Genomic DNA, 21,648 nt, shown 5'->3' with positions numbered 1-21,648 from the left:
AAGTGAAAAAGTTTCCTGATTCTCAGTAGAGTGGGACTAACTGTTGATTTCCGTTCCAGGCGCTTCGCTTTCCTAGGGGGCGGTGCTTGAGCCTTCTCGCATTCGCTGCGGGGTCTCAAGCTACCGCTATCTGCGCCTTTTGCTCCAATCAACAGCTAAAAATCATTAAGTACACGTGATTTCAGTTTTTCAGTGGCTTCTTTGATTCAGCGTCTCACTTGACCCTTCCTCCCGCGGGGGTCTGCGCGCCTTCCACTACAATCAACTGGGGTGTCTATTGCTCAATATATTTAAAGTAAAAGTTTCCTGGCTGCTAGTAGACAGGAAACTTGTAGGTTTTGCCGATTTGAATTTTTTCTGGGGTGATGCCTTCGTTTAGGTTTTGGAAGTCTTCTATAAGTTGTGTGATGGAAACTGGAATGGGTTTGTTTGCGATTTTCTCTGCGACGGTCAATACTGTATCGCCGGCCTTTATTTCTACTTCTATGTAAAGGTTGTTAGTAGGTGAGGACATGGCGGAACTTTCTGTTTCCGTATCAGGGTTTGTTGTTGAAACAGGTGCAATAACAGGAGTAGCGGGCTCAGGAATGGTACCGGATGATAAATCGTAGTAGATGCTGTATATGGTGACGAGAATGAGAGCTGCAATGAATAATCGGATCATTTATATTTTCCTCCTCAGTCAAGCTTACTTAACTATATGCTTGTCCGCGAAAAAAATAACCAAAAAACACCGACAAATTATGTGCAATCTGTCGGTGCCATTTACTAATTAATTGGAGGAGTCGGTTTCTTAACTTTAACTTCTTTAATAATGAGATAGAGAACAAAAAGAGACACTGCAAAGCTTATTAATGATGAAAAAGGAAGAACCAAACCACTTGCCTGCATGAGGGTGAAAATAAACGTTGGAAGCGTGACTGCATAAGCAGCCAAAACCCATGTATGGCGATAGTGCAATTTATTTCTATTCAACACATTTTTAAGGAGTAATCCAAACAAACCTAAAATAGAGATCTGAACGAATTTAGTAGCAGCAAAAAACAGATAGCCTACTAACAATAAAACAGTAATGATAATAGGGAATGCACTTCCTACAGAATCCATGAACTGAAGCAAGTTTTCTTTAGTTACTTCTGTTCCTTGGAAATCACTCAGAGGGACAAAGTCTGTCTGTCCAGCCCCTTTAAAAATAATCTCCTTAGATTGGATGGCGACAACTTCACCGTAGGAGCTTATCTCATCTAAGGATAATTCACTTTCAGGATCCAATATAATGGTAAAGCCTTGTTCGTCAGCTATAAATGGTTCCTCTACATCAGCAATAAATTCTCCGTCCTGTATATAAAAGTCTGGTGTTTCGTTTTGCAAAAATTCTTCTGTACTATTTACTAATTTCACTGCACTAGTTCCAAAAGTGATAAACATGGGAATAGAAGTGATAAGGACGAGAAAAAATACGTACAGGATGGTTTTGCCTATTCCTTGAAAGCGAAAGGAGGCCATTGCTTTCGGGGAATACAAGCTCTTTACAAATTGAGAGAAGATATTCAATTCCTATCAGTCCTTTTTAATGTAATATGCCAATTTTATGTTACCTTAAATTGGGTATGTGAACAATAATTAATTCCTTAACAATTACTAATGTAAATTTCAAGTTACGGTTTGTAAAGATAATGTAAATTTATCATAAATTCTATTTACATTAGAATCATATTAGGTTAATAATTGTATTTGGTTTTGTAGATTTTTGTCGATATTAAATTGTTTTTGATTAAGGGGTTGAATGTATTGGACTTGGATGTTCAGAGGTTAATATTTGAATTTGTTGGTGGTCTGGGTATTTTCCTTTTCGGAATTAAATACATGGGTGACGGACTGCAAAAATCAGCTGGCGATAAGCTGAGAGATATCTTGGATCGTTTTACAACCAATCCGTTTATGGGTGTATTGGCGGGTATTCTTGTAACGATCTTACTTCAAACGAGTTCAGGAACCACTGCCCTAACGGTAGGTCTTGTTAGTGCTGGTTTCATGACGTTGCGCCAAGCGATTGGTGTAATTATGGGTGCAAACATTGGTACAACAGTAACAGCGTTTATTATCGGTATTAAGATAGACGAGTATGCATTACCTATTATTGCTGCTGGTGCTGTATTGCTTTTCTTCTTCAAAAAACAAAAAATTCAATACTTTGGTCAAATTGTATTCGGATTCGGAGCTTTGTTCTACGGACTTAAAACGATGGGTGATGGGTTAAAACCATTACGTGAACTTCAAACATTTACTGATTTAACTGTAACTATGAGTGATAATCCAATTCTTGGTGTTGTTGTTGGTACAGTGTTCACAGTAATTGTACAAAGTTCCAGCGCAACTATTGGAATACTACAGGAATTATATGGTCAAGGAGCAATAAGCTTAGATGCTGCCTTGCCGGTTCTTTTCGGGGACAATATCGGAACAACTATCACAGCTGTATTGGCTGCAATTGGGGCATCTGTTGCCGCAAGACGTGCTGCATTATCCCATGTGGTATTTAACCTACTAGGAACAGCGATTGTTATACTGTTGTTAATACCTTTTGAGAAATTCATTTTGTTCTTACAAAGTACGTTAGATTTAAATCCTGAAATGACAATTGCATTCGCGCATGGTTCCTTTAACATAGCCAATGTAATCATTCAATTTCCGTTTATCGGCTTACTTGCATTAATCGTTACAAAAATAATTCCTGGCGATGATGCGATTGTCGAATATAAAGCGAAGCACCTGGATCCTATTTTCATTGAACAATCCCCATCACTTGCTTTAGGTCAAGCTAAAGAAGAAGTGTTAAGAATGGGTGAGTTTTCTATAGTGGGTCTAGACTCTACACACAATTATTTAAAAACGGGTACATCTAAATATTCAGAACAAGCGTACTCCATCGAGGATGCGATCAATAACCTTGATAGAAAAATCACTGATTACCTTGTTAAACTTTCTTCTGCTTCACTATCTGATAATGAGTCAGAAGAACATTCTGTTCTTATGGATACAGTCCGTGATATTGAGAGAATCGGTGACCACTTCGAAAACATTGTGGAATTAGTGGATTATCAAATCGCCAATAAAGTGGAGTTAACTGAGGCAGCTGATACAGACCTTGAAGAAATGTTCACGCTGACTCAATCAACTGTCAAAGAAGCTATTGAAGCTTTAAGAACGAATAATAAAGATTTAGCGAATGAAGTAAGATTAAAAGAAGACAAAATCGATAAAATGGAACGTTCTCTTCGTAAGAAACATATCTTGCGTATGAATGAGGGATTATGTTCCGGTCAAGCTGGAATTGTGTTTGTTGATATTATCAGTAACCTAGAGCGTATCGGGGACCATGCTGTAAATATTGCGGAAGCAGTTCTAGGAGAAGATCACGAAACTTTATAATAGGTTATAACGTATAATTAAAACCAGACTCTTACGGGTCTGGTTTTTTTAAAATGTTTGAAGGAGGTTTAAGGATGGAAATCCTGTATTGGACTATAATCATTGCATTATTTATCATTGCTTTTGTTGGGCTGGTCTATCCAATCATTCCAAGTGTACTCTTTTTAGTTGGAGGTTTTCTCCTTTATGGAGTATTTTTCTCTTTTGAAGAGTTGACTTTTCTATTCTGGACCATCACTGTTTTATTTGTCATTTTACTATTTGTCGCGGACTACTTTGCGAACCTGTTAGGTGTGAAAAAGTTTGGAGGAAGTAACGCATCTATTTGGGGGAGTACGATCGGATTATTGATAGGTCCGTTTGTTATACCAGTAGCAGGTATTATTTTAGGGCCATTCTTGGGAGCGGTTATCGGGGAACTTTTATTTAATAGAAATGGGTTAAAAGCTTCCATGAAAGCAGGGTTTGGATCTGTGGTCGGCCTATTCAGCAGTGCATTGGTTAAAGGAATTATCCAGGGGATTATGATTATTGTATTCTTTATTTTCATCTAAACAAGGTTATACTAGAAGTGTTTAAAAGAAGTACATTTGTGTTATAGCAATTATATGTGCGAAGAAGGAGTGGGTGATTTGAAAACGATTGGTGTCTTAACAAGTGGCGGTGACTCGCCTGGAATGAATGCGGCTGTCAGGGCTGTAGTAAGAAAAGCAATTTACCACAACTTAAATGTATATGGCATCTATCAGGGGTATGCAGGACTTATGGCGGGAAATATTAAAAAGTTAGAGCTTGGATCTGTAGGTGATATCATCCACCGAGGTGGAACTGTTTTATATACGGCTAGAAGTGAAGAGTTCAAAACACTAGAAGGCCAGCAAAAAGGAATTGAGCAGTTGAAGAAACATGGAATAGAAGGGCTTGTAGTTATTGGGGGAGATGGTTCATACCGTGGAGCCCAAAAGCTTACAGAACATGGCTTTCCATGTATCGGCTTGCCAGGAACCATTGACAACGATATTGCGGGGACAGATTATACCATCGGTTTTAATACGGCCCTTCACACTGTCATTGATGCAATAGATAAAATTAGAGATACCGCCACCTCCCACGAACGTACTTTCATTATTGAAGTTATGGGTCGCCATGCAGGAGACATCGCATTATGGGCAGGTCTTGCAGGTGGAGCAGAAACTATTATCATTCCAGAGATAGGGTTTAAGCTAGAGGACGTAGTAGGTCGAATTAAGAGCGGGCAAAAACGAGGGAAAAAGCATACCATCATTGTCCTTGCAGAAGGCGTGAGCAGTGGAGTGGATTTTGCTAAACTGATTGAAAGAGAAACACAATTAGAAACTCGTGTTTCTGTTCTTGGTCATATCCAAAGAGGCGGAACACCAACTGCATTTGACCGAGTTCTTTCAAGTCGTCTTGGCGGACGTGCTGTTGAACTATTGATGGATGGAAAAGCAGGCAGGGCAGTGGGAATGGAAAAAAATCAGATTGTTGATTATTCTTTTGATGAAGTATTCTCCATGCCGCACAAGATTGATGAAAGTATGTATCGCTTGTCGCAAGAGTTATCTATCTAGTCCAAAATAAATAATTTAATGTAGGCGAGCAGATTAATTGAAAGATTGTGCAAGTTTTGGTAATCTGAAACTAACGGATCAAAAGGGTCATGCTTTTTTGATTCAATAATATTCATACATAACAATTAGGAGGAGATAATTATGGCATACGAACTACCACAATTACCTTATGCATACGACGCATTGGAGCCTCACATCGACAAAGAAACAATGAACATTCACCACACGAAGCATCACAATACTTACGTAACAGGTATTAACGCTGCACTTGAAGGACAAGCAGAACTTCAAGGTAAAAGTGTAGAGGAGTTAATCTCCAACATGGACGCAGTTCCTGAAAACATTAAAACAGCTGTACGCAACCACGGTGGTGGACACGCGAACCACAGCCTTTTCTGGAACATCTTGACTCCAGGTGGCGCTACGTCTCCAAACGGAGAATTGGCAGACGCTTTAACTAGCAAATTCGGTAGCTTTGAAAACTTCAAAGACGAATTCGCTAAAGCTGCAGCTACTCGTTTCGGATCTGGTTGGGCATGGTTAGTAGTAAACAACGGTGAACTTGAAATCACAAGCACACCAAACCAAGACTCTCCATTAATGGAAGGCAAGACTCCAGTTCTAGGACTTGACGTTTGGGAGCACGCTTACTACCTAAACTACCAAAACCGCCGTCCTGACTACATCAACGCATTCTTCAACGTAATCAACTGGGATGTAGTAGGAAAACTTTACAACGAAGCAAAATAATTACCAAACCAAAAACTCTCATCCCTAAGTGGATGGGGGTTTTTATTTTTTATTTGTTCTATAGCTGTTGATTGGAGCAAAAGGCGAAGACTCCTGAGGGAGATAGCGCTAGGTGGAGACCCCACAGGCGTAGCCGAGGAGGCTCCAGCAGCGCCCCTAGGAAAGCGAAGCCATTTGTGGAAATCAACAGCGGCGTATACCAGAACCTACCCAGATGTCCAAAAAAATCAAAGTACATAACTCCCACTCCTTTAAGCCACAATAAACGTAGATAAAGGAGCGGGGTAATAATGGCAGCACTAAAAAAACTAATCGGCGATGTCGAAGTTAACAAAGACCTGATGCTACTCTTAATCATCGGTGGACTTTACTCTCTCAGTATCGCCCTATCCAATACATTCGTAAATGTATACCTATGGAAGCAATCAGGAGAATTCAGCGACCTGGGCTTCTACAATTTAGCAATAGTCGTCTTTCAGCCACTAACATTCATACTGGCAGGAAGATGGGCAAAAAAAATTGACAGAGTCATTGTGCTACGTTTAGGAGTCGTATTCTTAGCACTTTTTTATTTGTTTGTTTTGTTTATTGGTGATAAGGCTTCTACCTACTTATTGCTACTTGGAGCGCTACTTGGAATTGGTTATGGCTTTTACTGGCTTGCTTTCAATGTATTGACCTTTGAAATTACAGAGCCGGAAACGAGAGACTTCTTCAACGGATTTTTAGGGATTTTGACTTCAGTAGGTGGGATGATAGGACCAATAGCCGCAGGATACATTATTTCTACATTAGAAAAGTTCACAGGATATACCGTAATTTTCACTATTTCCCTAATTTTGTTTTTTGCTGCGGTGATTTTAAGTTTATTTTTACAAAGGCGAGGGGCGGAAGGTAACTTTGAGCTCCGACGCATTTTGCAGGAACGAAAAAACAATGCAAACTGGGGATACATAACGAATGCACACTTTTTCCAAGGGTTACGTGAAGGTACGTTCCTTTTTGCCATTTCCGTATTGGTATTTATCACAACCAACAGTGAATTGGCCCTTGGAACATTTGGCTTGCTAAATTCAGCAGTGGCATTTGTTTGTTACTATCTAGCGACAAGGCTTATAAAAAAAGAGTTCAGGAAGAAAGCGATCCTACTTGGAGGACTTATATTGTATGGGGCGATATTCTTTCTCATCTTTGAACTCACTTATGTGAAGCTGCTTATGTATGCAGTCACCATTGCAATCGCCTATCCATTGTTACTTGTTCCGTATGTATCTTTAACATATGATGTAATCGGAAGAGGCTGGAAAGCAGCAGAAATGCGTATCGAATATATCGTTGTAAGGGAAATATTCTTGAATTTAGGTCGTATCTCTTCTATTATCCTGTTTCTGATTGCCGTTATCTTTTTTGATACGCAAAAGAGCATCCCGATTCTTATGTGCGTAATTGGTGCAGGACATGCCTTGATTTATCCATTCATCAGAAAGGTAGAATTGGAAGCCGTACCTACTCCAAAGGAAGAACCGCATCCAATTGTGACAACTTTACGAGATGGCGAAGGAGAATCAACTCCTTAAAAGGGATTTAATAATAGAAATTTATTGAGATTTCCTATACAATAGATAAAGACACAGACACCTATACAGACTAACGTAGGTGTCTCTTACTTTTTATAAAACATGTTGCTTATATGAGCCTCTCGAAATAATTAATGAAAAGGTGTAAAGTATGACCAATCAAAAGCAAAAAAAGAAAAAGAAGAATTATGTCCCCTCACGCTTAAACCTTTTATTTTTTGCGGTTTTTTTACTGTTCTCAGCTCTTATTTTAAGACTAGGATTTGTCCAAATCGTGTTTGGGGAAGATTTCCGCAAAGAGGTAGATCGAACGGAAAATGTAACGGTGAATACTTTAGTCCCAAGAGGGAAGATTTATGATCGCAATCAAAAAGTGGTGGTTGACAACACTCCTTTAAACGCGATTACATATACGCGTATGCAATCGACTACTCCGAAAGAGCAGTTAGAGGTTGCAAAAAAACTAGCCGAAATTATTACGATGGATACCAATAAAATTCAGGAGCGTGATGAGAAAGACTATTGGATTTTGACTCGTCCTGAAGAAGCTGCCGAATTGATTACAGATAAAGATCGTAAAAAGGTAGCTGATGGTGAAATAGAAGAAAGTGAATTGTACGATTTGCAGTTGAAGAGAATTACGAAAGAACAATTAGCGGAAATCACTGAAGAGGAAAAAGAAGTATTGGCTATCTTTCGTGAGTTTAACAAAGGCTATGCTCTTACTCCTCAGATTGTAAAGAATCAAGATGTAACTGCTAAGGAATTTGCAATGGTTAGTGAAATGCTTGCAGATTTGCCAGGTGTTGATATTACAACAGATTTTATCCGATCTTATGCGTATGGATCTACTCTTGATTCTGTTTTTGGAAAAGTTTCAACCTCAGAGTCTGGTATACCGAGTGAGAAAGTAGATGAATTTCTAGCGCGTGGTTATAGTCGAAATGATCGAATTGGGACGTCGCAACTTGAATCACAATATGAAAATGTTTTGCAAGGACAAAAAGCAAGAGTTCGTAATGTCACGGACACTGGTGGTAACTTGCTGCATCAGGAAAAAGTTTATGACGGGCAACGTGGAAAGGATTTAATCTTGTCGATTGATATGGAATTTCAGCAAAAAGTGGAAGAAGTATTAATTGAAGAAATGCTTCAAACAAGAGCGACTCCAAGTGCTAAGGCAAGATTTCTAGACAGAGCTTTTGTGGTTGTTATGAACCCAAAAACAGGAGAAGTCCTGTCGCTTGCTGGAAAACAATTAATTCGTGATGAAGAAGATGGTCAATTGAAGGTTTACGATAATGCGTTAGGTGCCATCCAAGAAGCATATGAGCCGGGTTCAACTGTGAAAGGAGCCTCGGTGCTTGCTGGTTTCCAGCATGGCGTTATCCAACCAGGTTCTTATCTATATGACGCGCCAGTATATATCGGGCGTGGAAATGAAGCACTTAAAAAAGCTTCTTACACAAATATGGGGAGCATTAATGATTTAACAGCTCTTGAAAGGTCCTCTAACGTGTATATGTTTAGGATTGCAATGGCTATTGCTGGTGCTAATTACCAGCCAAGGCAGCCATTATTTATCCCTCCAGCAGCCTATGATACATTCAGATCATATTTAGCCCAATTTGGATTAGGGGTGGAAACTGGCATAGACCTTCCTAGGGAATCTTCAGGAGTTGAAGGCACAGATACCAGTATCCCAGGTTTACTTCTGGATTTATCAATTGGACAGTATGATACTTATACTACTTTGCAATTGGCCCAATATGTTTCTACTATTGCCAACGGTGGCTATAGAATGAAGCCACAATTGGTCAGAGAAATAAGAGAACCTAATAATGATGGAGAAGGTTTGGGACGATTAGTGGAGCCCTTCCAACCCCAAGTGTTGAACAGAGTAGATATGTCAGATAATCATATTAAACGAGTTCAAGACGGCTTTATTAGGGTTTATCATGGAGCAAGAGGAACTGCGAGTAGTTCAAAAATGAAGCAATATAAACCTGCAGGAAAATCAGGGACAGCAGAGTCAAGGTATATTGAGTACCTTCCTAATGGAGAAAGGCGCTCCTATGAAACGCTTAACTTTAATTTAGTAGGTTATGCTCCTTATGATGATCCAGAAATTGCATTTGCTATCATGGTGCCTTATGCATCTACAGACTTTAATGTAACGGGAGGAATAAGCACCCGTATTGGAGATGCGGTTATGGATGCTTACTTCACCTTAAAGAAAGAACGAGCTAAAGAAAAACCAGAAGAAGAACAAACAGATGAAGCTGAAGAAGAGAGTAACAACGAAGATACAGAACAATAGTAGAAAAGCACTCCAATGCGGAGTGCTTTTTTGTGTCTTTATGCCACTTTTTATATTTTGCAATAGCAATCTTATACTAAATTCCCCCATTATTCCCGATAAAACTACAGAAAAAACGACATTTACAAAACCTTTACACTTGATTCATACCCAGTTAACACACAAGTTATATTCTATTACTCGTAGGGCAAGATAAACAGAAACATCAACAAAACAAAAACCTTAGGGGGAATTAAGAAATGAAAAGCTTCAAACGTTTTTTATTACTAGCTATCGTTGCATCACTTGCAGTATTCGCTGCAGCATGTGGGAATGCAAACAACAACGGTGGTAACGAAGGAACTTCAGAAGGAGCATCTGCTGAAGGCGGAGAAGAACTTGAAGGTAGCGTAGTAATTGATGGATCTGGTACAGTATTTCCTTTCATGTCTGTAATGGCTGAAAAATACATGACAGAAGCTCAAGAGGGTGTATCTGTTGAAGTGAGTCGTGCTGGTACATCTGCAGGATTTAAGAAATTCCTAGTAGAAGATGGAACGGATTTCAACGACGCTTCTCGCGCTATCAAAGATGAAGAAAAAGCACAAGCTGAAGAGCTTGGAATTGATGTAAAAGAACTTAAAGTAGCACTTGACGGATTAACAATCGTAATTAATAAAGAAAATGACTGGGCTACAGAACTTACAGAACAAGAAATCATTGACATCTTCTTAGCAGAAGGCGGAAAGAAAAACTGGTCTGATGTACGTCCTGAATTCCCGGATGAGCCAATTAAAACTTACGGCCCTAACGAAAACCACGGAACATATGAATTCTTCTGGGAAGTTATCCTTGAAGAAAAAGATTTAGCTGAAGGTACTAACTTACAACAAGAATACTCTACTCTTGTAGATCTTGTTTCTAAAGATAAAAACGCAATCGGATTCTTCGGTTATGGTTACTATGAAAGCAACCAAGATAAATTAACAGCTGTAAATGTTGACTTTGGTAATGGACCAGTTGCACCATCCCTTGACACTATTGCTGAAGATGGAGATTATGCAGGCTTTACACGTCCAGTATTCACTTACCTGAATACAAATATGGCTAAAGAAAAACCTCAAGTATTGGATTACGCAATTTACACAATGAAAAATGCACAAGCTGTTGCAGCGGATACTGGATTTGCTCCGCTAACTGATGAACAAATCAACACTTATGTGGAAGAACTTGAAGGTTTAAAGTAAGTTTCCAGGGAGATGGGGAGCTATAGAGGCTGCTCATCTTCCTCTATGTTTTTTAAAACAAGCTTTGGATGAACCTTGTTTTAAGATGAAAGGGGTATTTCAAATTGGCTAAGCATAAAGACGGTGTCAATGTAAGAGAGTTAATCAATGAGAAAAAGACAACTCTAAATACTAACCGGTTAATAGAAGCATTTATACCAAAGTTTTTAATGGTTATTGCTACGATTTCCATTTTTACAACATTAGGTATTATTCTTACATTACTTTTTGAAACAGTTGAATTTTTTAAAGCAGTTCCATTTCTTGATTTCTTTACAGGGACTAAACTTAAGCCTTTGGGAGAAAATGCTCAATTTGGTGTTCTCCCGCTATTGACAGGTACAATTATTTCTTCTGTCATTGCCATGGCTGTAGCTATCCCTATTGGTTTAATGAGTGCAGTCTACCTAAGCGAATATGCCTCTGATAGAGTAAGAAGAATCTTAAAACCTATTCTTGAGGTGCTAGCAGGTATTCCAACAATCGTTTACGGTTTCTTTGCATTCACATTTGTAACCCCTATTTTACGAGCAATCATTCCTGGTTTAGAACCAACTAATATCCTCAGTCCAGGAATAGTAATGGGAATTATGATCATTCCGATGGTTGCCTCCTTATCAGAAGATGCAATGAGCTCTGTTCCTAATGCAATGAGAGAGGGAGCGTTAGCACTTGGATCAACGAAACTTGAGGTAGCTTGGAAAGTGGTGGTTCCTGCTGCTATGTCTGGAATTGTCGCATCATTTGTTCTGGCTATTTCCCGTGCAATCGGTGAAACGATGATTGTAACGATTGCGAGCGGAAGTACCAAGAATTTTACGTTTGACATTACACAATCTATGCAAACGATGACTGCATACATTGTGGAAGTAACCGGTGGAGATGCACCAGCTGGTTCAACTTTATATTATAGCTTGTATGCTGTTGCGATGACCTTGTTCGTGTTTACACTAATAATGAACTTAATCGCCCAGTATATCTCTCGCAAGTATAGGGAGGAATATTAAGATGAAGTATGTTGATGCAGCACAAGTACAAAAGAAGATGAATTCAAGATTAACGGTGAACAATATTGCTAAATCTTTATTTTTAGCGGCAACACTGATTGGTCTTGTTGTACTCGTAATTTTGTTTTACCGTGTTATTTCACAAAGTATGGGTTGGATTGATCTTCAATTTATAACGAATAAACTGTCTACTATGGCAGATCGAGCTGGAATCATGGGTGCCATCATGGGTACTTTATGGCTGATGCTAGTTGTTGCACCAATTACTTTGTTTCTTGGTGTTGGTACAGCTATCTATTTAGAAGAGTATGCAAAAAAAGGACGCCTACAACGCTTTTTACAGACAAATATATCAAACTTAGCAGGTGTACCTTCGATTGTATTTGGTATCTTGGGATTAACTATCTTTGTAAGAGCGGCAGGACTTGGGAACATCGTACTAGCCGGTGGTCTTACAATGGCACTTTTAGTTCTTCCTATCGTTGTAGTGGCAAGTCAAGAAGCGATTCGTTCTGTTCCTGGTTATTTAAGAGAAGCATCCTATGGAATGGGTGCAACAAAATGGCAAACAATCAAGAATATCGTTTTGCCGGCTTCATTACCGGGTATTTTAACAGGAGTTATTCTAGCGTTGTCCCGTGCAATCGGGGAAACTGCTCCACTAGTTGTATTGGGTATTCCTGCACTATTGATTCCGCTACCAGAAGGGATTTTTGATAAGTTCACGGTGCTTCCAATGCAAATTTACTATTGGACAATTGACGCGGCTCTTGTAGCAGAATATGCGAACCTTGCAGCAGCTACTATCGTGGTATTACTTTTCATTTTATTAGTCATGAATTCCATTGCGGTCATTATTCGAAATAAGTTTCAGAGAAGATTTTAATCCTAGGAGGAATCATCTATGCAAATTGCAGTGCCTGAACGTGAAACGAAGAACAATACTTCTTTTACAACCAACACTCCAAAAGACAAAAAAGTTGTCTATGATACAAAAGATTTAAACCTTTGGTACGGTGAAAACTTGGCATTGAAGAACATTAACTTGCCGATTTACGAAAATGAAGTGACAGCAATCATCGGACCATCCGGTTGCGGTAAATCCACTTATATTAAAACATTAAATCGTATGGTGGAATTAGTACCAAGCGTGAAAGTTTCTGGTGATATCCTATATCGTGAAAAAAATATTTTAGGGAAATCGTATAAAGTAGAAGAACTAAGAACCAATGTAGGTATGGTTTTTCAAAAACCTAATCCATTCCCTAAATCTATTTATGACAATATTGCATATGGACCAAGAATTCATGGAATACGAAACAAAAAAATACTTGATGAAATCGTTGAAAAGAGTTTACGAGGAGCGGCTATTTGGGATGAAGTAAAAGACCGTTTGAAAGAAAATGCCTATGGTCTTTCTGGTGGACAACAACAGCGTTTATGTATTGCGCGTTGCTTGGCTATCGAGCCGGACGTTATTCTAATGGATGAACCTACATCTGCTCTTGATCCTATCTCTACACTTAAAGTGGAAGAACTCGTTCAAGAATTAAAGAAAGACTACAGTATCGTCATTGTTACGCACAACATGCAACAGGCTGCACGTATATCCGACAGAACAGCTTTCTTCTTAAATGGGGAAGTGGTAGAATATTCTGAAACAGATAAATTATTCTCCAATCCGTCAGATAAGCGTACAGAAGACTATATTACAGGTCGTTTCGGATAATAAAGGTAGAGAGGAAGAGTCAGGTGGTAATACGTCAATTTCATGTGGATTTAGAAACGTTAAGAGACAAATTATTGGAACTCGGAAGTTTAGCTGAAATCGCAATGGGAAAATCCATTGACGCCTTAACAAATCAAAATGTAGATTTAGCCCTTCAGATTATTGAAGAGGACAACAAGGCAGACCGTTTGGATGAAGAAATCAATGACTTTGCCATTCTGCTTATTGCCAAGCAGCAGCCGGTGGCAATTGATTTACGAAGAATCTTTGTGGCAATCAAAATCTCCACCGATGTTGAACGTATCGCAGACTTTGCTGTGAATATTGCAAAGTCGACGATAAGAATCGGAAAAAATTCTCAACCATTAATTCAGATTGAAAAGATAGAAAAAATGCATAGCATCGCAACAGAAATGCTATCTCTTGCTTTAAAGGCCTACTATGATGAAGATGTAGTCCTTGCCAAAAAAGTAGCTGACATGGATGATCAAGTGGACGAGCTATATGGTCAAAACATCCGTGAGTTATTACAATTGACAAAAGACCATCCGGATATGATCCCTGAAATTACTCAATTAAGCTTTATCTGCCGTTATATTGAGCGTATGGCAGATCACACAACTAACATTTCCGAAAATATCTTCTATCTTGTAAAAGGTAGTCACTACGAATTGAATGACTAAAGAAACGAGCTTTGTTCTTAATGAACAGAGCTTTCTTTATTGTCTAATTGTCTATTTTTTCACAGGCGTACAAAAACAAGAGCTATATAAAGAAAAATCGAGAAAGTAAGAGGTAAACTCTTATGTTCCCGTTTTCATTGAGATTTTCAACTTAGAAAATATATGGTATGATTCTTTCTGTTGCAAACGGACCCGACTTTCTTGAGAGTAGAAAGTCACAAAACTAAATAACAAAGAAAGAGGTGTGCTATGAACGTAGCAAACTTAAAACAAGAATGGTTTGGTAACGTGCGTGGTGACGTACTTGCCGGTATGACCGTAGCATTAGCCCTCATTCCAGAAGCTATCGCATTCTCTATCATTGCGGGTGTAGACCCGATGGTAGGATTATATGCGTCCTTCTGTATTGCCGTGGTTATCGCCTTCACAGGTGGACGACCAGGGATGATTTCTGCTGCAACTGGAGCGATGGCTTTACTGATGATTACATTGGTTGCAGATCACGGATTGCAGTATCTATTCGCTGCCACCATCCTTACCGGAATCATTCAAATATTAATGGGTGTCTTTAAGTTGGGCAAATATATTTCCTTTTTACCTCAAGCGGTAATTATCGGATTTGTTAATGCTTTAGCGATTTTGATCTTTATGGCTCAGTTAGAGCAATTTGTTGGAGTAACTTGGGTAATGTATGCATTTGTAGCAGCAACACTAGCTATCATTTATATTTTACCTCGTTTTACAAAGGCAATTCCATCCGCATTATTTGCAATTGTCGTGATTACAGCAGTTGTTGTATTTGGTGGAGGATTCGGTCTTGCAACAGTTGGTGATCAGGGCGAGATAACAAGAGCATTACCGATCTTCAGCATCCCTATGGTGGAATTTTCTTGGGAAACATTCATGATTATCTTGCCTTATGCATTTACATTGGCAATCGTAGGTAACCTAGAGTCCCTACTGACAGCAACAATTGTTGATGAAATGACAGATACAAAGAGTAACAAGAACCGTGAAATGAAGGGTCAAGGTATTGCAAACGTCATAACTGGCTTCTTCGGTGGTATGGCTGGGTGTGCGATGATTGGACAATCAGTTATTAACGTTAAATCAGGTGGACGGGGAAGGCTTTCAGCACTAGTAGCAGGGACATTCCTTTTATTCCTGATCATGGTACTTGGAGATGTTGTTGTTCAAATCCCAATGGCTGCTCTTGTTGGGGTAATGATCATGGTTTCCATAGGTACATTTGATTGGCAGTCCATCCGGGAACTTCATAAAATACCTCGAGCTGATGCAGTAGTTATGGTTGTAACGGTTGCGATTGTTGTCTACACACATGACCTTGCAAAAGGTGTAGCAGCTGGGGTTGTGCTTAGCGCACTAATCTTCGGTTGGAAGATGGCTAAGATCAAAGCAACAATGACCTTAAAAGAAGACGTTATGCATTATCAAATTACTGGACAAATGTTCTTTGGGACGATGAGTCACTTTGTCGATTTATTCGATTACAACAATGATCCAAAAGAAATTGTCATTGATTTTAGTAACACTCATATTTGGGATCAATCTGCGGTTACTGCAATCTCTAAAACCGTAATGAAATACCAAAGACTCGGTAAGAACGTAAAAATTATAGGCCTTAATGATGAGAGTAAAACACTAATAGACCGGGTAGGTTTATCTGCTACTTCAGGTCATTAATAAATATTTTACTAACGGGACATTTCATTTTGTCCCGTTTTTTCTGCGTAAAAAAGCCATATTAAAAAGGAGCATAATAGCTCCTTAAGAAGTGTGGTGAAAAAAAGAAAAAAACGCGGCTATCGAGGCCACCATCGATTTGGATTTCTTAACTTTTTGCTTTAGGTCAATTTTTGCTTCTTCTTGTTCCACATGTAGGTTCTGAAAAGCTCGTCGTCTGTACTGATAGTCCATCATAACACAGCATCACCTTTCCCACTCATATGTTATTGGAAGCGCTTTCTTAATTTAATTATATCAATTAACAGATAATTCTGCAATTAATCTTTACGATTTCTTTACAAAAGAAAGGTTGAAACAAACATATAAGTGTTTTATTATATAAGCATATTGTTATATAAGTGTTTGATTATATTACTTATCTTTTCCAAAGGCAGGTGTAGCTATGCAACAGGTATTGAAAATGGAGGAAGCGGCAGCCACGTTGAAAATTTTAAGCGATAAAACGAGGCTTTCCATGCTGGCTCTTCTACAAGATCACGATTGCTGTGTGTGTGAGTTTGTTGAGATATTCCAGATGAGCCAGCCTTCTATCAGTCAGCATGTAAAGAAGTTAAAAGAAGTTGGTCTAGTGAAAGAATCTAGAAAAGGTCAATGGATCATGTATTCCATCAATACAGAACATCCACACTACCAATTAATCACATCGATTCTTGTGCATGTTCCTTCACTAGAAGAAAAGATGAAAGAGTTAGAGCAAAAAGGACTTAGAATTACTTGTTGTTAAGGGGGGATTTTGTTGCTGGATATTATTTTGGCATCTGTGATTTTTTTACTAACATTAATATTTGTTATCTGGCAGCCTAAAGGACTGTCCATTGGTTGGTCAGCTTGTGGGGGAGCTCTACTGGCATTACTCTTTGGAGTTGTTACCTTTACAGACGTAATAGATGTAACAGGCATCGTTTGGAATGCGACGTTAACGTTTGTGGCCCTCATCATCATTTCCCTCATACTAGATGAAGTAGGCTTCTTTGAATGGTCGGCCTTGCACATGGCCCGATTTGCTAAAGGAAGCGGTGTGAGGATGTTCATCTATATCACCTTGCTAGGAGCGGTGGTAGCTGCATTCTTTGCTAATGACGGAGCGGCACTTATTTTAACACCGATTGTTCTGGCAATGGTGAGAAATTTACAGTTTAAAGAAAAAATGATATTGCCGTTTATTATGGCAAGTGGATTTATTGCAGATACTACCTCACTACCATTAGTGGTAAGTAACTTGGTAAATATCGTATCAGCTGATTTCTTTGAAATAGGATTTGTGGAATATGCATCTAGAATGATTGTTCCAAATTTCTTTGCACTTGGTGCTAGTATTGTTGTACTTTACTTATTCTTTAGAAAGAGCATTCCAGAAAATTATGATATGTCCGTATTGAAGGCACCTAGAGAAGCGATTAAAGATGTGAAACTTTTCAACTTATCATGGATTGTACTTGCGGCCCTTCTAATAGGATACTTCGCAAGTGAATTTGCCGGTATTCCTGTTTCGTTCATTGCAGCCACTGTTGCTATCATCTTTCTATTAATAAGCAGAAACAGCCCGGTCATTCATACGAAACAGATATTAAAAGGCGCTCCTTGGGCCATCGTATTCTTTTCAATTGGAATGTATGTAGTCGTATATGGACTAAGAAATGTAGGATTAACAAACCTGCTTACAGATGTCATCCAAATGGCAGCTGATGAAGGACTTTTCGTTGCAACGATGTCTATGGGATTCATTGCAGCCATCCTTTCATCTTTTATGAATAACATGCCGACTGTCATGATTGATGCACTTGCAATCAAAGACACAGCTACCACCGGAACCATCCGGGAAGCGTTAATCTATGCCAATGTTATCGGATCTGACCTTGGTCCAAAAATCACACCAATCGGTTCCTTGGCAACACTACTATGGCTACACGTTTTAAGCCTTAAAGGAGTAAAGATAAGTTGGGGATACTACTTCAAAGTAGGTATCATCCTAACTATCCCAACTCTATTCATCACGCTATTAGGCCTCTATTTCTGGCTTTTAATAATTGGTTAAAATACAATATAAAAGGAGTTTTTCATCATGACTAAAAAAACAATCTACTTCCTATGCACAGGTAACTCTTGCCGCAGCCAAATGGCAGAAGGCTGGGGGAAAAAATATTTAAGCGACGAGTGGGACGTATACTCAGCAGGTATTGAAGCACACGGCGTAAACCCAAACGCAGTAAAAGCTATGAACGAAGTGGACGTGGATATCACCAACCAAACTTCTGACATGATTGATCCTGAAATCTTGAAAAAAGCAGACCTAGTCGTAACACTTTGCGGTCATGCAGCAGATGTATGCCCAGCAACACCCCCAAACAAAGAGAGAGTACACTGGGGCTTTGATGATCCTGCCAAAGCGGAAGGAACAGAAGAAGAGAAGTGGAAGTTCTTCCAACGAGTACGCGACGAAATCGGCGACCGCATCAAAACATTTGCTGAAACTGGAAAATAATAAAAATGGCCGAGTGAAATCTCGGCTATTTTTTCTATATCAGAAAGGGGAAATAAGAAATGGCTAAAATTGAAATTTTTGACCCGGCAATGTGTTGTGCAACTGGCGTATGTGGGCCAAGTGTGGATCCGGAACTAACAAGAGTGGCAAGTGCTGTATTTTCCTTACAACAAAAAGGAATGGACATTTCCCGCTACAATTTAGGCTCAGATCCAGAACCGTTTGTAACGAATCAAAAGGTGAATGAACTGCTAATGGAAAAAGGGCCGGAATGCCTTCCAGTTATTATAGTAGATGGCGAAGTGGTTAAGATGGAAGATTACCCAACAAATGAGGAATTTGCTGAATGGACAGGTGTAAATGTACAAGAATTGGCTCATGAAAAACCCAAAAAGAAACTCAACATTACACTAAACTCAATCAACTAGGAGGGCGGCATTATGCTCCCATCATTCCAACCAAAAACAAATATTCAAACACCATATCTATTTTTTACAGGTAAAGGTGGCGTTGGTAAAACTTCCACAGCTTGTGCCACTTCCATTGCTCTTGCCGAAGAAGGCAAGAAGGTGTTAATAGTCAGCACAGATCCAGCCTCCAATCTACAAGATGTGTTTGAAACAGAATTGACAAACGATATTTCAGAAGTACCAGGTGTAAAAGGACTTTTCGCCTGTAATCTTGATCCAGAGGAAGCGGCGAGAGATTATAGAGAAAGTGTGATTGGTCCTTATAAAGGAAAACTTCCTGATGCGGTTTTGGCTACCATGGAAGAACAATTATCAGGAGCATGTACGGTTGAGATTGCAGCCTTTGACCAATTCTCCACTTTACTAACACAAAAAGAGATCACTGGGCAATATGATGTGATTGTGTTTGATACAGCTCCAACCGGGCATACATTAAGGCTGCTATCCTTACCTTCAGCTTGGAACAATTTCCTAGAGGAGAGCACACATGGAGCATCCTGTTTAGGACCTCTTTCAGGACTAGGGGCAAAAAAGGAATTGTATGAACAGACAGTGAATGCATTGTCTGATCCTTCCCAAACTCAGTTACTTTTGGTAACACGTCCAGATGAATCGCCAATCCTGGAAGCTGCGCGTGCCTCTAAGGAGTTGCGTGAAATTGGCCTTCATAATCAGCAACTTATTGTCAATGGGCTAATGGAGAAGCCGATCATTAACGACGAGGTATCCATGGCTTTTTACGATAAGCAACAGAAAGCAATGGAAGTTGCCGTTAGAACATTTAACGATATTCCCATGACGTATCTTCCTTATATTTCGTATTCCTTAACGGGTATCAGCCCGTTAAAGGCTTGGTTTAACGGAGAAAGGTTACAAGTTGAGCAAACGAATCATGTAAACCCTGACATAATTACGGAACTTGCTGATTTTAATCAATTGGTAAGTGATGTTATAAACCATAATCTTCGTGTAATTTTTACAATGGGGAAGGGTGGCGTTGGTAAAACAACACTAGCAGCCAAACTGGCAATGAAGCTGGCAGAAAAAGATGTGAAAGTCCATCTCACGACAACGGATCCTGCTGCGCATTTGGAGTATGCTTTAAAAGATAAAACAAGAAGAAACCATTTAACAATCAGTAAGGTGGACCCTAAGGCGGAAGTAGAATCATATAAAAAGCATGTTTTGGAACAATCGGGAGAGGGGCTGAGCGAGGAGCAGCTTGCATACCTTGAGGAAGATCTAAACTCACCTTGTACCGAAGAGATAGCAGTATTCCAGAAGTTTGCCAAGATAGTTGGTCAGGCCGATGAGGAAGTGGTCATCATCGATACTGCGCCTACAGGCCATACTCTGCTATTGCTTGACGCAGCCCAGTCCTATCAAAAGGAATTATTGCGTTCAACGGGTGAGGTGTCAAAAGAAGTACAAAATCTGCTTCCACGTCTTCGTAATGCCGATGAAACAGCAGTACTTATCGTTACCTTGCCGGAAGCAACCCCTGTACTGGAGGCGGAAAGATTACATGCTGACCTTGAGCGTGCTTCCATAACTCCGCGTTGGTGGATCATCAACCAAAGCTTTGCTAATACAGAAACAACAGACCGAGTTTTATCAGGCAGGGGGAAACATGAACTACCGTGGATACAAAGAGTAAAGTCCACGAAAGAAAAATGCGCCATTCTGCCGTGGGAAAAAGAGAATCTGTTGTAAGGAGTGAATGAAAATGACTAACGAAAAAAAATATCAATCACTAATGGAAAATGTCTTTATTGGCGGTGCCGATCAAGTAAAAGATGCACATACAAATGAAGGCTTGGATGTTATTATAGACTTGCGGGCTGAAACGGATAACGTGGAAGACAACCTTCCTAGAATTCATATGCCAATCGTGGATGATGCAGCCAAACAGGATGAATCGGTGAAAGCAGCTATTGAATACGTAGTACAAGCTCAACAAGAAGGAAAGAAAGTGTATTTCCATTGCTCTGGAGGGCGTAACAGAACCGGAACGGTTGCCATGGGTACCCTTCTTCACTTGGGGAAAGCTAGTACGGTGGAAGAAGCAGAAAGACTAGCAACTTCCATCCGTCCTGCAATTAATGTGAAGCCCGAATTAAAAGAAGTGCTGCAAAACATGTACGAAAAAAACTAAGAATGAAACGAGCATTTAGAAAAACTAATAAGAAGGCAGGTGACTGGCCGTGAAGGTTTCAAATGAAGCAAGAGACGTATTGAGTGATATCCTGCGCGAAAACGGGGCAAGCAACATTCGTGTCTACTTTGCAGGCTGGGGCTGAGGAAGCCCACAATTAGGATTGTCTCTGGATGAGGCAAAAGCAGATGATAAAGTGGAAACATTAAATACTATAAAGGTAGCAATCGATCCGAAAATCGAAAGCATGACAACCGATCTAGTCCTGGATGTTCAAGAAACTCCGCAAGGAAAAGGGCTTGTTCTGTTAGGGTTGAAGGACAGCGATTGTTGTTAAACTTAGGAGAAGAGTAAGCGTGAAGACGCTTGCTCTTTTGTACTTTTAAAAGGTTTTAATCTTTTTCAGCATGGGTTTACGC

At 39.5% G+C, this 21,648-nt stretch carries 21 protein-coding genes; 19 read left to right on the top strand and 2 right to left on the bottom strand.

All coding sequences use genetic code 11. The annotated features are described in order from the left end of the window. Positions 1-313: 313 nt before the first annotated feature. Together B4U37_RS15140 and B4U37_RS15135 are read right to left on the bottom strand one after the other, a co-directional pair. Positions 314-664, bottom strand: a complete 351-nt coding sequence (locus tag B4U37_RS15140; RefSeq protein ID WP_010194536.1) for a hypothetical protein — start codon at positions 662-664, stop codon at positions 314-316. 104 nt (positions 665-768) lie between these two features. Then, positions 769-1,506 carry a DUF1189 domain-containing protein gene (locus B4U37_RS15135; protein WP_245840098.1) on the bottom strand — a complete coding sequence of 246 codons (738 nt, stop codon included), beginning with the start codon at positions 1,504-1,506 and terminating at the stop codon, positions 769-771. Positions 1,507-1,791: 285 nt separating this feature from the next. Here B4U37_RS15135 and B4U37_RS15130 point away from each other — a divergent pair, with 285 nt between their 5' ends. From B4U37_RS15130 to B4U37_RS22045, 19 genes are all read left to right on the top strand, one after another. Then, entirely contained in the window at positions 1,792-3,432 is a 1,641-nt protein-coding gene (locus B4U37_RS15130) for a Na/Pi cotransporter family protein (RefSeq protein ID WP_088018875.1), read from the top strand. 74 nt (positions 3,433-3,506) lie between these two features. Further along, positions 3,507-3,986 carry a DUF456 domain-containing protein gene (locus B4U37_RS15125; RefSeq protein ID WP_088018874.1) on the top strand — a complete coding sequence of 160 codons (480 nt, stop codon included), beginning with the start codon at positions 3,507-3,509 and terminating at the stop codon, positions 3,984-3,986. Between the two features lie 78 nt (positions 3,987-4,064). Next, complete coding sequence (gene pfkA, locus B4U37_RS15120) at positions 4,065-5,024, top strand: 6-phosphofructokinase (protein ID WP_010194544.1); 960 nt, start codon at positions 4,065-4,067, stop codon at positions 5,022-5,024. A gap of 141 nt (positions 5,025-5,165) precedes the next feature. Continuing rightward, entirely contained in the window at positions 5,166-5,774 is a 609-nt protein-coding gene (locus B4U37_RS15115; protein ID WP_010194545.1) for a superoxide dismutase, read from the top strand. Positions 5,775-6,064: 290 nt separating this feature from the next. Continuing rightward, complete coding sequence (locus tag B4U37_RS15105; RefSeq protein WP_088018872.1) at positions 6,065-7,351, top strand: MFS transporter; 1,287 nt, start codon at positions 6,065-6,067, stop codon at positions 7,349-7,351. Positions 7,352-7,502: 151 nt separating this feature from the next. Then, positions 7,503-9,671 carry a peptidoglycan D,D-transpeptidase FtsI family protein gene (locus B4U37_RS15100; protein WP_010194547.1) on the top strand — a complete coding sequence of 723 codons (2,169 nt, stop codon included), beginning with the start codon at positions 7,503-7,505 and terminating at the stop codon, positions 9,669-9,671. 239 nt (positions 9,672-9,910) lie between these two features. Then, entirely contained in the window at positions 9,911-10,897 is a 987-nt protein-coding gene (locus tag B4U37_RS15095; RefSeq protein ID WP_010194548.1) for a PstS family phosphate ABC transporter substrate-binding protein, read from the top strand. 104 nt (positions 10,898-11,001) lie between these two features. Further along, positions 11,002-11,943: a phosphate ABC transporter permease subunit PstC gene (gene pstC / locus B4U37_RS15090; RefSeq protein ID WP_010194549.1), complete on the top strand. Its 942-nt coding sequence runs from the start codon at positions 11,002-11,004 to the stop codon at positions 11,941-11,943. Between the two features lies 1 nt (position 11,944). Beyond that, positions 11,945-12,829, top strand: a complete 885-nt coding sequence (gene pstA, locus B4U37_RS15085) for a phosphate ABC transporter permease PstA (RefSeq protein WP_010194551.1) — start codon at positions 11,945-11,947, stop codon at positions 12,827-12,829. Between the two features lie 18 nt (positions 12,830-12,847). Further along, on the top strand, positions 12,848-13,672 hold the full coding sequence (gene pstB, locus B4U37_RS15080; protein WP_010194553.1) for a phosphate ABC transporter ATP-binding protein PstB: 825 nt from the start codon (positions 12,848-12,850) through the stop codon (positions 13,670-13,672). 23 nt (positions 13,673-13,695) lie between these two features. Next, on the top strand, positions 13,696-14,355 hold the full coding sequence (phoU, locus tag B4U37_RS15075; protein ID WP_010194555.1) for a phosphate signaling complex protein PhoU: 660 nt from the start codon (positions 13,696-13,698) through the stop codon (positions 14,353-14,355). 249 nt (positions 14,356-14,604) lie between these two features. Further along, a complete protein-coding gene (locus tag B4U37_RS15070) occupies positions 14,605-16,059 on the top strand; it encodes a SulP family inorganic anion transporter (RefSeq protein WP_088018871.1) in 1,455 nt (484 codons plus the stop codon). 445 nt (positions 16,060-16,504) lie between these two features. Continuing rightward, positions 16,505-16,846, top strand: coding sequence for an ArsR/SmtB family transcription factor (locus B4U37_RS15065; protein ID WP_010194559.1), 342 nt, complete (start codon positions 16,505-16,507; stop codon positions 16,844-16,846). Positions 16,847-16,858: 12 nt separating this feature from the next. Beyond that, positions 16,859-18,157, top strand: a complete 1,299-nt coding sequence (locus B4U37_RS15060; RefSeq protein WP_088018870.1) for an arsenic transporter — start codon at positions 16,859-16,861, stop codon at positions 18,155-18,157. A 27-nt stretch (positions 18,158-18,184) separates the two neighbouring features. Beyond that, positions 18,185-18,604, top strand: coding sequence for an arsenate reductase (thioredoxin) (gene arsC, locus B4U37_RS15055; protein WP_010194562.1), 420 nt, complete (start codon positions 18,185-18,187; stop codon positions 18,602-18,604). 59 nt (positions 18,605-18,663) lie between these two features. After that, on the top strand, positions 18,664-19,032 hold the full coding sequence (gene arsD / locus B4U37_RS15050) for an arsenite efflux transporter metallochaperone ArsD (protein ID WP_088018869.1): 369 nt from the start codon (positions 18,664-18,666) through the stop codon (positions 19,030-19,032). 12 nt (positions 19,033-19,044) lie between these two features. After that, a complete protein-coding gene (gene arsA, locus B4U37_RS15045) occupies positions 19,045-20,787 on the top strand; it encodes an arsenical pump-driving ATPase (protein ID WP_088018868.1) in 1,743 nt (580 codons plus the stop codon). A 13-nt stretch (positions 20,788-20,800) separates the two neighbouring features. Continuing rightward, positions 20,801-21,229, top strand: a complete 429-nt coding sequence (locus B4U37_RS15040; RefSeq protein WP_010194567.1) for a protein-tyrosine phosphatase family protein — start codon at positions 20,801-20,803, stop codon at positions 21,227-21,229. Positions 21,230-21,392: 163 nt separating this feature from the next. After that, a complete protein-coding gene (locus B4U37_RS22045; RefSeq protein ID WP_010194577.1) occupies positions 21,393-21,566 on the top strand; it encodes a hypothetical protein in 174 nt (57 codons plus the stop codon). Positions 21,567-21,648: the final 82 nt, after the last annotated feature.

The sequence above is a fragment of the Sutcliffiella horikoshii genome (assembly GCF_002157855.1).
Taxonomy (GTDB): domain Bacteria; phylum Bacillota; class Bacilli; order Bacillales; family Bacillaceae_I; genus Sutcliffiella_A; species Sutcliffiella_A horikoshii_C.
The sequence above is the reverse complement of the archived record's forward strand: the minus strand, read 5'-3'. Positions and strand labels throughout refer to the sequence as shown.